The organism is Rhodanobacter sp. OK091 (assembly GCF_900142825.1).
Taxonomy (GTDB): Bacteria; Pseudomonadota; Gammaproteobacteria; order Xanthomonadales; family Rhodanobacteraceae; genus Rhodanobacter.
In genome coordinates, this window is sequence record NZ_FRCH01000001.1 from 946,471 (window position 1) to 958,884 (window position 12,414).

Annotated in this window: 10 protein-coding genes; all 10 read left to right on the top strand. The window is 63.4% G+C overall.

The window, feature by feature from the left end:
- Nucleotides 1-107 precede the first annotated feature (107 nt).
- The 10 genes from BUA26_RS04565 to BUA26_RS04610 all read left to right on the top strand — a co-directional run bounded on the left by BUA26_RS04565 (nt 108) and on the right by BUA26_RS04610 (nt 12,404).
- Nucleotides 108-1,913, top strand: a complete 1,806-nt coding sequence (locus tag BUA26_RS04565; RefSeq protein ID WP_072758270.1) for a glutamine--tRNA ligase/YqeY domain fusion protein — start codon at nt 108-110, stop codon at nt 1,911-1,913.
- Between the two features lie 9 nt (nt 1,914-1,922).
- Nucleotides 1,923-2,480, top strand: a complete 558-nt coding sequence (locus BUA26_RS04570; RefSeq protein WP_072758271.1) for a nucleoside deaminase — start codon at nt 1,923-1,925, stop codon at nt 2,478-2,480.
- A complete protein-coding gene (locus BUA26_RS04575) occupies nt 2,477-3,190 on the top strand; it encodes a TVP38/TMEM64 family protein (RefSeq protein ID WP_072758272.1) in 714 nt (237 codons plus the stop codon). Before BUA26_RS04570 ends, BUA26_RS04575 begins: the two co-directional genes overlap by 4 nt.
- 405 nt (nt 3,191-3,595) lie before the next feature.
- A complete protein-coding gene (locus tag BUA26_RS04580; protein ID WP_304442115.1) occupies nt 3,596-4,039 on the top strand; it encodes a type IV pilin protein in 444 nt (147 codons plus the stop codon).
- Nucleotides 4,040-4,042: 3 nt separating this feature from the next.
- Entirely contained in the window at nt 4,043-4,516 is a 474-nt protein-coding gene (locus BUA26_RS04585; RefSeq protein ID WP_072758275.1) for a GspH/FimT family pseudopilin, read from the top strand.
- Nucleotides 4,513-5,085 carry a type IV pilus modification protein PilV gene (gene pilV / locus BUA26_RS04590; RefSeq protein WP_072758277.1) on the top strand — a complete coding sequence of 191 codons (573 nt, stop codon included), beginning with the start codon at nt 4,513-4,515 and terminating at the stop codon, nt 5,083-5,085. The genes BUA26_RS04585 and pilV overlap by 4 nt, the downstream gene beginning before the upstream one ends.
- Nucleotides 5,085-6,212, top strand: a complete 1,128-nt coding sequence (locus tag BUA26_RS04595; RefSeq protein WP_255368161.1) for a PilW family protein — start codon at nt 5,085-5,087, stop codon at nt 6,210-6,212. Before pilV ends, BUA26_RS04595 begins: the two co-directional genes overlap by 1 nt.
- Complete coding sequence (locus BUA26_RS04600) at nt 6,212-6,766, top strand: pilus assembly PilX family protein (protein ID WP_072758279.1); 555 nt, start codon at nt 6,212-6,214, stop codon at nt 6,764-6,766. Before BUA26_RS04595 ends, BUA26_RS04600 begins: the two co-directional genes overlap by 1 nt.
- A 34-nt stretch (nt 6,767-6,800) precedes the next feature.
- A complete protein-coding gene (locus BUA26_RS04605) occupies nt 6,801-10,178 on the top strand; it encodes a pilus assembly protein (RefSeq protein WP_072758281.1) in 3,378 nt (1,125 codons plus the stop codon).
- Nucleotides 10,179-10,487: 309 nt separating this feature from the next.
- Entirely contained in the window at nt 10,488-12,404 is a 1,917-nt protein-coding gene (locus BUA26_RS04610; RefSeq protein WP_072758283.1) for an ATP-binding response regulator, read from the top strand.
- The last annotated feature ends 10 nt before the right edge of the window (nt 12,405-12,414 follow it).

Consider the following 12,414-nt stretch of genomic DNA (forward strand, 5'->3'; position numbering starts at 1 on the left):
ACGCTAACCCGCGCGGCGTCGCGGGGCAAGGCGGGCCGCCAATCTGCGCCCATGGCGGCGACAAGGTAAACTTGGATGTTCCCGCTACTGCCTGCGAGCCCTGCCCGATGTCGATCGACCATCCCGCCACCGCACCTGCCACGCCAACGGCCATCGTGCACCCGGCGGCTTCACATCAGGCTGCTCCACAACAGGCTGCTCCACAGCAGGACTTCATTCGCCAGATCGTGCGCGACGACCTGGCCTCGGCCAAACACCACGCCATCCATACGCGCTTTCCGCCGGAGCCGAACGGCTACCTGCACATCGGGCACGCCAAGGCGATCTGCCTGAACTTCGGCATCGCGGGCGAGTTCAAGGGCTGGTGCAACCTGCGCCTGGACGACACCAATCCGGGCAAGGAAGATCCGGAGTTCGTCGAAGGCATCAAGGACGACGTGCGCTGGCTCGGCTTCGAATGGCATGCGCTGCGTCATGCGTCGGATTATTTCGAGGTGTTCTATCGCTCCGCGCTGAAGCTGATCGAAGATGGCGTGGCTTATGTCGACGACCTCAACGCCGAAGAGATGCGTGAGTATCGCGGCACGCTGACGGCCGGCGGCCGCAATTCGCCGCATCGCGAGCGCAGCGTGGCGGAGAACCTCGAGCTGTTCCGCTGCATGCGCGCGGGCGAGTTCCCCGACGGCAGCAAGACGCTGCGCGCAAAGATCGACATGAGCGCCGGCAACATCAACATGCGCGACCCGGCGATCTACCGCATCCGCAAGATCACGCACCAGAACACTGGCGACGCGTGGCCGATCTACCCGATGTACGACTACGCGCACTGCCTGTCGGATGCGCTGGAAGGCATCACCCATTCGCTGTGCACGCTGGAGTTCGAGGATCACCGGCCGCTGTACGACTGGTTCGTGGACAAGGTCGACCTGCCGAACCACCCGCAGCTATGGCAGCCATTGATCGACGCCGGTCTGCCGACGGTGCCGGCCAAGCCGCGCCAGATCGAGTTCTCGCGGCTCAACCTCAGCTACTGCATCACCAGCAAACGCAAGCTGGCGCAGCTGGTGAACGAGAACTTCGTGGATGGCTGGGACGATCCCCGCATGAACACGTTGCGCGGCCTGCGCCGGCGCGGCTTCACCCCGGCCGGGCTGCGTCTGCTGATCGAGCGCGTCGGCGTGAGCAAGCAGAACAGCGTCATCGACTACGCGATCCTCGAAGGCTGCATCCGCGAGGACTTGGATGCCACCGCAGCACGCCGCATGGCGGTGCTCGATCCGCTGAAACTGGTGCTGACCAACCTGCCGGAAGGCCACGGGGAAACGCTCACCTTCGCGAACCATCCGAAGAACGAGAGCTTCGGCACCCGTGAAGTGCCGTTTGCGCGCGAGCTGTGGATCGAGCGCGAGGATTTCGCCGAAGTGCCGCCGAAGGGTTTCCACCGCCTGAAACCCGAGGGCGAAGTGCGCCTGCGCGGCGTCGGCATCATCAAATGCGAGCAAGTGATCAAGGACGCCGATGGCAAGGTGATCGAGCTGCGCTGCACGCTGGACCCGGAAACGCGCCACGGCATGCCCGGCGCGGATCGCAAGGTGAAGGGCACGATCCACTGGGTCAGCGCGAAGCACGCGATCGCCACCGAAGTGCGCATCTACGATCGCCTGTTCAATGTGGCGGCCCCGGACAGCGAAGAAGACGGCAAGAGCTGGCTCGACCACGTCAATCCGCAAGCCAAGCAGGTGGTGCGGGGCTGGTTGGAGCCGGCGGCAGCGAACGTCGATCCGGAGCAGCGCTTCCAGTTCGAGCGGCTGGGCTATTTCGTGGCCGATCGGGTCGATCACCGCGCCACGGCACCGGTGTTCAACCGCACCGTCACCTTGCGGGATACTTGGGCCGCGCAGGCCGGAGCATAAGGAAGCCGCATGTTGCCACTGCAGATCCATCTGACCTTGCCGCCATGGATCGGCGAAGTCGCCGACGAGAGCCGCGCCTATCTCACCGACGAGGAACGGGTTGGGTTGGCGATCGAGCTGTCCAAGCACAATGTCGAACGCAGCCACGGCGGCCCGTTCGGCGCCGCGGTGTTCAACGCGGCGGGGCGGTTGATCTCGGTGGGCGTGAACCGCGTGGTGGCGCAGACCTGTTCGGTCGCGCACGCGGAAACGATGGCGTACATGATGGCGCAGCAGCGTCTCGCGGCGTTTCGGCTCAACGAGCAGGGCGGCCGCTACATCCTGGCCAGCAGCGCACAACCGTGCTGTCAGTGCTTCGGCGCCACCATCTGGGCCGGTATCGACGAACTGCTGATCGGCGCACGCTCCGAAGACGTCGAGGAGCTGACCGATTTCGACGAAGGCCCGTTGCCGACCGACTGGATCGGCGAATTGCAACGCCGCGACATCGCCGTACGCCGCGACATACTGCGCGATCAGGCGCGTGCCGTGCTGGCCAGCTACGGCGCCATCGGCACACCGTATTGAGCCGTTGGCGCGCCGCGCTGCCACTGATCCTGCTGGTGCTGGCGGGCATCGTGCTGTTCGCGTCCGGCTCGCTCGACCAGCTGACCCCGCGGCAGCTGGTGGCGCATCAAGCCGAGTTGCAGGCCCAGATCGCCGAACACCCCTGGCTTACCCGACTGGCTTACGTCGGGCTGCTGACGTTGACCGTGGCCACCGGCATTCCCGGCACCGTGGTGGTGATTCTGGCCGGCGGCTTCGCGTTCGGCGTGGTGGATGCCACGCTGTGTTCGTCGGTCGGGCTGACCCTGGGTTCGCTGATCCTGTACCTGGCCAGCCGTTACGCGTTCGGTCCCGGCAGCCGGCAGCCGCCGGCGGTCGTGGCGCGGTTGCATCATGGTTTCGAGCGGCATCCGGTGAGCTACACCTTGTTTCTGCGCTTCGTGCCGGTGGTGCCGTTCGGCGCGGTCACCGTCGCATTGGCCTGGCTGCGCTGTCCGCTATGGCTGTTTCTCGGCGCCAGCTGGCTTGGCGGTACCGTCGCCCTGATCTTCGAAACGTCCATCGGGGCCGGTCTGGGCGACGTCATGAGCCAAAGCGACAGCTTTGGGGTCGCCTTGTTCATGCACCGCGAAGTGCTGCTGCCGCTGGGCGCGCTGGCCTTGCTCGCGCTGCTGCCCCTGCTGGTCGAGCGCATCACCCGGCGGCGCCGCCAGGCAAACCATATCGATTGAGCACCACGGCTTCGGCCCCGGCTCGAGCGATTTGCGTGCTCCACGAGGCCTTCAATGCCCGTCCAGGGCGCCCAGGCAGCTCTTCAGCTAGCAGAAATTTCACGCCTTCAACCGCTCGAGCCTCTGCCTATTCCGAAAGGTACCTCGGGCATGGATGAACGACTTTCCGGGCGGGGTCGAAAGATCATGCGCAGGGTTCGGGAACACCCCCCAAACCACTGCAAATCGGCAATTTGACATTGGCTGGGGAACATCTCATATTCGCAGCCGAGCATGGAGTTAGCCCGTGATTCAGCACACGGACGAGCCTGTCGGTCCACTGAAATAGTGCCGGCATTCCCAGGGGGGAATATGCCAGTTTCGATCTACTCCGATCGACGGTTCGCGTCACCAGCTCGCACACGTTTGTGTCGGGCCTGGATCGAACCGTGCGTAGAACCGCGCGCGCAGGGTTTCACCTTGATCGAGCTGATGATCACGGTGGCGGTCATCGCCATCCTTGCTGCGATCGCCGTACCCAGCTACTACCAATACATCTTGCGCTCCAACCGCTCGGCGGCCGAGAGCGTGATGCAAGAAATCGCCAGCGCGCAGGAGCGCTACGTGGTCGACAGCCGGCAGTTCGCCGGCGCCCTGACCACGCTAGGCTACAACGTGCCGAACACGGTGTCGCCCAGCTACAGCGTTTCATTGGTGGCTACCGCGGCCTCCGTCTCCGGCGGCACGCCGCCGAGCTACACCATCACCGCCAAGCCGATAAACGGCCAGACCCGCGACACGACCTGCGGCACGCTCACCCTCTTTGGGGACGGCACCAAGTTGCCCAACGCAACGAACTGCTGGAAATGAGCCATGCGCACATCACGTAGCCACGGCTTCACGCTGATCGAGATGCTGGTCACCCTGGCCGTATTCGCTGTGCTGTTGATGATCGCGATCCCCTCGATGCGGCCGTTCCTGCAGTCGCAAGGCGTCAAGAACGCCTCGATGGACATCAGCTCCACCGTGGCGCTGGCGCGCAGCGAGGCGATCAAGCGCAACGCCACGGTCGACGTGACGGCCAACAACGCCACCGACTGGAGCCAGGGCTGGGTGGTCAGCCAGACCACCCCCGCCTCTACCATCCGCAAGCAGGCTGCCCTCGGCAATATCGTCATCACACCGTCCAGCGGGAGCTTCAGCTTCGACAGCAACGGCCGGATGACTACCACGGGCTCCACGTTCACGATCTCGCCCCTCGACAAGACCGGCTCGCAGCCGCTCTGCCTCACCGTCACGGTGGGCGCCACCGGCCGCGTCGAGTCCACCAAGGTCACCTGCACATGAAAAACCAGACCGGCATGATGCTCATCGAGGCGTTGGTGTCGCTGGTCATCGCGGCCATCGCCCTGCTCGGCACCGTCACTCTGATGGCGAAGTCCACGCGCGGCGAGATGGAGTCGTACCAGCGGGTGCAGGCGTTGACCCTGGTGCAGGACATGGTTTCGCGCATCAACGCCAATCGGCAGGTCGCCTCGTGCTATTCGGTTGGCACCAGCATAACCAACCCCACCGGGCCCACCGGTTACAGCACGACCAGCGCCCCAACTCCCTGCACCGCGGGCTCGTCGATCCAGAACACCACCGTCGCTTCCGACCTCACCGCGTGGCAAAACGCCCTGCTCGGTTCCAGCGAAGCCTCCGGCAGCAACAAGGTCGGCGCCATGATCGGCGCCGTCGGCTGCATTACCCAGATCGACCCAACCAATCAGATCTATCAGGTCAGCGTTGCCTGGCAGGGCCTGATGTCCACGGCCACGCCAAAGTTGCTGTGCGGGAGTGGAACGCTCGGCAACAACAACCTGCGGCGCGTGATCAGCGTCCAAGTCCAGATCGCCAACCTCACGACGACATGATGACTCCTCGCGCCCACGGCCAGCCCCTGTCACATGGCCGCCACCAGGCGGGCATGTCCCTGATCGAGCTGATGATCGCCGTCGCCATCGGCCTGGCGCTGCTGGCCGGGCTCAGTTCGCTGTACGTCTCCACCAGCAAGGCACGTGCGGAGTTCAACAAGACTTCCGAGCAGGTCGAGAACGGCCGCTTCGCTTTGCAGTCCATCAGGCGCGACATCGAGATGGCCGGCTTCTACGGCCGCTCCAGCCTGCCGGTCGCCACTACCAGCTATGCCCTGTCGGATCCCTGCGCCACGACGCCGGCGTCGATGGGTTTCAGTACCAGTCCCACACTCACCGTCCCGCTCCCGGTTTACGGGCCTGCGCTGGCCAGCGCCGCTCCCGCATGCGTGCCAGCCACCCTTGCGACCACTCTCCCGAACATGAAAGCCGGTGCAGAAGTCCTCACCGTCAGCTACGTCGCCGGCAGCACCACCATCACGCCTGACGGCACCAATTACTACCTGCAGCGATCCAGTTGCGAAACCGATAGCGTACCGATGGTCTATAGCAAGACCGCCGGCGACTTCACTCTGCTCACCAAGGCGCCTATTGCCGGTAACGCCTGCAGCACCACCGGCACCAAGGCCGAGCTGCGCCAATACATCCTGCGCAGCTACTACGTAGCCACCTGCGATGTGTGCAGCGGCACCAGCCCCGACACCACGCCGACGCTGAAGGTGGCCGAGTTCGTGAACGGCACGATCCAGACACCCACCTCGCTGGTCGCCGGCATCGAGGACGTGCACTACAGCTACGGCGAAGACCTTGACAACAACGGCTCGCCGGACTGCTACGTCGACAATCCGTCCGACATCAGCGCCGTACCGGCGGCCTGCACGGCGGCGGCTACAGCCGCTTCTTACACATGGACTGCGTCAGCTACCGCCAATTGGGCCAACGTCACCGCCGTGCGCGTCAACCTGCTTTCGCGCAATCTCGACAACACGGCCAGTTGGACCGACACCCGCACCTACGACCTGGGCCGCTCCGCGGTGAACGGCCCGTACAACGACCACTACAAGCGGCACGTCTACGGTACCGCCGCACGCATCTGGAACACCGGTGGCCTGAGGGAGAACCAGTAATGAAGACCTCGCCGTCTCGCGCCTCACAACGCGGCTTCACCCTCGTGATGACGCTGATCTTCCTGATCATCTTCATGCTGTTCGCCATTTCCATGGTCAGCTCGAGCATGATCAATACCAAGGTCGCGGCCAACCAGCAGTACCGGCTGGAAGCCGGCACCGTGGCGCAACAAGGCATCGAGCAGGTGATGAGCCAGCCGTTCATCCGGGTGCCGATCACCACCACCACCTTCGTGAAGGTCGACGTCAACGGCGACGGCAAGGCGGACTTCACCGCACAGGTCGCGCCTCCCGTCTGCCTCGACAGCAAGGTGATCCCGAACGCGGTACTGCCGAAGGGCGACGTGTGCAGGACACCCAACAACCCCAACGGCAACCTGATCCTGCCCGGTCCGGCTTCCTCGACATCCCCGACGCCGGCGGCACCCTCGATGTGCTCCGCGACGCAGTGGGACATCCAGTCTGCCGTCACCGATCCGAACAACACCGCCGTTGCGGTCACCGTGCATCAGGGCGCCGCCGTGCAGGTGCCGATCGGCACGGCCTGCCCCTAATTAACCTCGCATCCGTTCCTGCGGAGGAATCGTCATGCCACACGCGCGCATTATCTTGAACCACCGGCTGCGTATCTTCGTCCTGATCGCTGCGGCCCTGGTACTGCCGGGCGTGGCTTGCGGCGAGGATATCGACCTGTATACCGCGCCGGGCAGCGGCGGCCAGCCAAACGTGATTCTCCTGCTGGACAGCTCCAGCGCATGGAACGGTGCCGTGGGATTCAGCTGCCCCAGCCCAGGTTCAGGCGCGGTTTCTTCCAACAATGCAGGCACGGATGCCGGTTTTGAACAGTGTGCCCTCTATAACGCGCTTACTGTCTTGGGCACCAACGCGCAGCTGGCCGGCAACATCAACGTGGGCCTGATGCGTTGGGACAAACAAAAGGACGGAATAACGGATACCGGCGCGACCTACAGTGGCAATGGCGGTTATTTCAAGTTTCCGCAGCCGCAGGCGGCACTGCTTCCTGTCATTGGCGATCCGTCCGGGTCCACCACCTCGCCGGGTGCCGTCAATCTCAGCAACTTGCTGACCATCATCAAGGGAATCGACCGCACGGCGGATGGTGCAAACAGCCCGAACACCGGCGGCGCCATGCAGGAGGTATGGGCGTACTACACGCGCAATAAGGGTCTGTCAGGCAACGACTACTCGTCACTAGCCAAGCTCAACGCCTGCCAGAAGAATTTCGTGATCTACATCGCGAACGCCATGAACAATGGCGACCCCAACCAGACCGCCAATATCTGGCAGACCGCGCTCGTAAATGCCAGCAAGCTTTATACATTTCCAAATTTTGATCCAAATGCGATTGTCCCTGTCTCCCCGCTTTCCAAGTATCAAGGCAAGGGTGGCGGCCCCGAATGGGCCCGCTACATGGACAACATCGATCTTTCCTCCGGTACCAGCAGCACCCCGCAGAACATCATCACCTATACGATCGCAGTGACCGACGGCAAAAACCCCGAATATGTGAACTATGTTCAGACCATGGCCGCCAACGGCGGAGGCAAATCCTTTGTAATCAACATCAACGACGCGAATGCACTGGAGGCGCTGATCAAGGATCTGACAGGCATATTCAATGAAGTGCAGGCGACCAACAGCGTGTTCGCCTCGGTGAGCTTGCCAGTCAGCGTGAACGCCCAAGGCACCTCACTGAACCAGGTGTACGTCGGCATGTTCCGCCCGGATGCCACCACGGCCCAGCGCTGGGCAGGCAATCTCAAGCAGTACCAGCTCGGCTTTGATGCCAACCTGAACGTCCAGCTCGAAGACTCGCTGGGCAATGCGGCGATCACCAACTCCCAAACCGGCTTCATCACGCCCAATGCGCTCAGCTACTGGACGGCGGATCACCAGGCCGGCACCCTGCGCGATGGTCCAGTCACCCTCAGCAGCAGTGGCTACTACAACGCCGGCACCATCGTCCCCAACTGGCCCAGCCTCACCACCGCCACCGCCACCACTCCCACCGGCTTCTGGGTCAATCTTCAGCCGGCCGCTGTTCAAGGCGCTGGCGGCACATTTGACGTCCCCGACGGCCAGATCGTCGACAAGGGCGGCGTCGCCGAGATGATACGCGCGGATTACCTCACCGATGCGGCTCAGGCGAACCGCGTGATCTATACCTGCCCCACAGCTGGCTGCACCGTCAATGCCGCACTGTCCACCAAATTCGATGCAGCCACACTGGGCAGCAGCACAGCTTTCAACATCTCTTCGACCGCTTCTTACACTGCTCAGGATTTGATCAACTGGGTCCGCGGCAAGGACAACATCACCACCGGCACCGGCGTCGAGAACCCGAAAGGGCCGGGTGGATCGGTCACCGTGCGCCCGTCCATCCATGGCGACGTGCTGCACTCGCGACCGGCGGTGGTCAATTACGGTGGTTCCGTCGGCATCGTGGCGTTCTACGGTTCCAACGACGGTTTCTTCCGTGCCGTCAACGGCAATCAGGATGCCACGTTCACCACCGTCACCCCTGCGCCCGCCGGCGCCATCAACATTACCAACACTACAAGCTACGTGCGTCCTGGCAGTGAATTGTGGTCGTTCATCGCTCCTCAATTTTTCAGTAAGCTCAAGGATTTGCACGATAATACCCCCCAGCTCACGCTGGGCGCTGCCAGCAGCAAGAAGGACTACTTCTTCGATGGCACCACCACGGTCTACCAGAATCTGCGCACCACCCCCGCGACGACCTATATCTACGTCACGGCGCGGCGTGGCGGTCGCCTGATTTACGCGTTCGACGTAAGCGACCCGACCCTACCGAAATTCCTGTGGAGCAGGACCAACGCCGACATCCCCGTACTCGGCCAGACCTGGTCGCAGCCCAAGCTGGCCCTGGTCAAGGGCAACACGAATCCGGTGGTCATCATGGGCGGTGGCTATGACACGAACGAGGACACCGATCCGGCAACCGTTCCCGATACCATGGGGAACGCGATCGTGGTGCTGGACGCCTTCACTGGCAACACGGTGTGGACCGCCTGCCCGTCCGGCTGCACCACGGCAGTTTCCGCTATGACTTATGCGATCCCTGCCGACATCACGCTGCTGGATAGCGATGGCGATGCCAAGACCGACCGCCTTTACGCCGCTGATCTGGGCGGCAATATCTGGCGTGCCGACATCGATGGTGCCACTCCGTCGACGGACTGGAAGGTGACCCAGATCGCCAAACTCAGTAGCACTGGCAACGGCACCGGTGCCAGCTGCGCCAGCACCCCCACCGGTGCCCGCAAGTTTTTCTATCCGCCCGACGTCACACAGACCGGCAATTTCGACGCGGTGGTGGCCGCCAGCGGCGATCGCGAGCATCCCCTGCTGGTGAACGCATCCTCCTGTGTGGTCAACCGTTTCTACATGCTGAAGGACACCAGCACCGGCAAGAGCGTGCCCAGTACCTGGACCACAATCACCGAATCCATGCTCACCGACGAAACCGGTGCTCTCACAGGAGGAACACCCTATCCCTCCACCAGCACCACGCAGGGCTTCTTTATCAACCTCGGGGCTGGCGAAAAGGCCGTGAATGCGCCGCTGACGGTGGCGGGCTATACCTACTTCGGCACCAATACACCCACTCCCGCGAGCTCACTCGTATGTTCCGCGAACCTGGGTATCGCACGCGGCTACGCGATCAACTTCCTGACCGGCGCAGGTCTGAACAACAAGGGCTACATCACCTTCGACGGTGGCGGCATGCCGCCCTCGCCGGTATTCGGCTTGGTCGAAGTTACTACCAGCAGCGGCGTGTACACCCCGGTGCTCATCGGCGGCGGCAACCAGACCGGACTGAACGGCGGCAACAACTCCTCGTCGCTGGGCGCCAACAAGGTCACCCCGCCCAACACCGGCAAGCGCAAACGTACCTACTGGTTCACCGAAGGCCTGAAATAGGCATTAGCCAAGACCCAAAGACCCGGCGGGCGCGGCCGTCAAGCCGCGCCTGCGCCACGGCCAACGGCGAGGCGGATCATTGGCGATGGCCGCTGCTCCCTCCACGACCGATCCGATGGCGGTGCCTGGCGGCTATTCGAAACCGCAACGGACGTGGGCAGCGACCATCCCGCGCCAAGCGGTGAATCCACCATCAGCCATATGGCTGATCGCCGACCCGGGTACCGTGTTTGCCGGCTCCCGTTCACCGCTTTTCGCGCTAGGCTCAGGCTGACGGCACGCGGGGTTGCCGTAGGGGCGCAAGCAGTGATGGACAGCAGGACACACAGCTTCTCGGTACGCCTGTGGCGACGCGCGTCGCTGATGCAGCGGCTGGGCTTCATCGCGTTGGCGCCCACCTTGATCACGGCCACGCTGCTGGTGACCATCCTGACCCGCCACCAGCTGGCGACCCTGCATGTGATGGCACAGTCCACCGCGGACGCCATCGCAACCCAGGCCGCATCGATCTCCACCGATCCGCTGCGCAACCTGCAGCGTCGCGAACTGGTACGCATCGCGCAATCGACAGGCGGATTGCCGCACGTGGCCCATGTGCAGATTCGCGCGGCCGATGGCGAGATCCTGGCCGACGATCGTGACGCCAGCAAAACGCAGATGCAGGACAACCTCACCGTGGTGCACGATGTGGTCGATCGGGATCAGCCGCTGCATCCGACGCTGGGCTCGGTGCTGGTGGAGGTGAACTTGAGCGAGGCCATTGCGGCGCAGCGGTCCAGCCTGCGCATTGCGATCCTCACGCTGGTAGTGAGCCTGCTTGTCGCGGGGGTGATTGGCTGGCGGGCGGCACATTGGATAGGCGCACCTCTGCGACACTTGGCCCGTGCCGTGCATCAGCTCGGCCGCAGCGATGATCAGGTCGAGGTGGAGATCACCGACCAGACCGAGATCGGCGAATTGCAACGAGGTTTCAACAGTGCCGCCGCCGCATTGTTCGACATGCATCGGAGCATGGAGAGCGAAATCGAACACGCCACGCTCGAGCTGGCCCACAAGAACGCCGCGCTGGAAGCCGCCAGCGTGGCCAAGGCGCGCTTTCTCGCCGCCGCATCGCATGACTTGCGGCAACCGCTGTACGCATTGACCCTGTTCTCCTCCGCCCTGGCAGTGGAGGAACACGATCCGGTGCGGCTGGATCGCATCGCGCACATCCAGGAATGCGTGCAGGCACTCGATCACCTGTTCAGTGAACTGCTCGACCTGTCGCGGCTGGAAACCGGCGCGATGCAGGTCGAGATCAGCGAGTTCCCGCTCGATCAGGTCTTCGATGAAGTCAGCCGGAACTTCCGCATGATCGCCGAACAGCACAACCTTCGGCTCATCGTGCGAACAACCCGCCAATGGGTGCGCTGCGATCACAGCATGCTCGCACGCATACTCAACAACCTGGTCAGCAATGCCTTGCGCTACACCAAGGAAGGTGGTGTGCTGGTCGGCGCGCGCCGTGGACCTGCCGGTACCTTGAGGGTCGACGTATGGGATACCGGCGTAGGCATCGACACCGAACATCAGGTGCGCATCTTCGACGAGTTCTATCGAGTCGAACAACATGCCGGGCATGATTACGACGACGGCCAGCGCCGCGGACTCGGCCTGGGCCTGGCCACCGTGCAACGACTGACCGATCTGCTCGATATCCGGATGCAGCTCAAATCACGTCCGCGCCGCGGCAGCGTGTTCAGCTTCCTGTTGCCCATGGTGCCGCCGCAACAGGTCTTCGACCAGAGAACCGAAGATCCGCCACTGGATGTTTCGGGCATGCGTGTGCTGGTGATCGATGACGAACCCGCGATCCTGTCCGGCATCCGTTACCTGCTGAAGAGCTGGGGCTGCGAAGTGGCCGTGGCCGAGGATCGTGCGCAGGCCCTCGAAGCCGCCAATGAATGGGTGCTGCCGCCGGACATCGTGATCTCCGACCTGCGCCTGCGCGAGGGCGAGAGCGGACTGGATGTGCTGGCTGCGCTCGATCACTACTATTACCGGGACAAGGAAGCGAACATGGACGAACGGCCTTTCGCGCGTCTTCTGATCACCGGGGAAACCCGCAGCGACCGCCTGCGCGAAATCATGGCCGCGAAGATCACGGTGTTGTACAAACCGGTATCGCCGGAGCAGCTGCGTGAAGCCATGATGGCCGTCTGGACGTCCGCGCGCAGCCTGGCCTGAGAGAGATTCG

What these genes read in the sequence shown, in the direction of transcription:
- BUA26_RS04565 (WP_072758270.1), top strand. Translation starts at nt 108, where the DNA reads ATGTCGATCGACCATCCCGCCACCGCACCTGCCACGCCAACGGCCATC.
- BUA26_RS04570 (WP_072758271.1), top strand. Translation starts at nt 1,923, where the DNA reads ATGTTGCCACTGCAGATCCATCTGACCTTGCCGCCATGGATCGGCGAA.
- BUA26_RS04585 (WP_072758275.1), top strand. Translation starts at nt 4,043, where the DNA reads ATGCGCACATCACGTAGCCACGGCTTCACGCTGATCGAGATGCTGGTC.
- pilV (WP_072758277.1), top strand. Translation starts at nt 4,513, where the DNA reads ATGAAAAACCAGACCGGCATGATGCTCATCGAGGCGTTGGTGTCGCTG.
- BUA26_RS04595 (WP_255368161.1), top strand. Translation starts at nt 5,085, where the DNA reads ATGACTCCTCGCGCCCACGGCCAGCCCCTGTCACATGGCCGCCACCAG.
- BUA26_RS04600 (WP_072758279.1), top strand. Translation starts at nt 6,212, where the DNA reads ATGAAGACCTCGCCGTCTCGCGCCTCACAACGCGGCTTCACCCTCGTG.
- BUA26_RS04605 (WP_072758281.1), top strand. Translation starts at nt 6,801, where the DNA reads ATGCCACACGCGCGCATTATCTTGAACCACCGGCTGCGTATCTTCGTC.
- BUA26_RS04610 (WP_072758283.1), top strand. Translation starts at nt 10,488, where the DNA reads ATGGACAGCAGGACACACAGCTTCTCGGTACGCCTGTGGCGACGCGCG.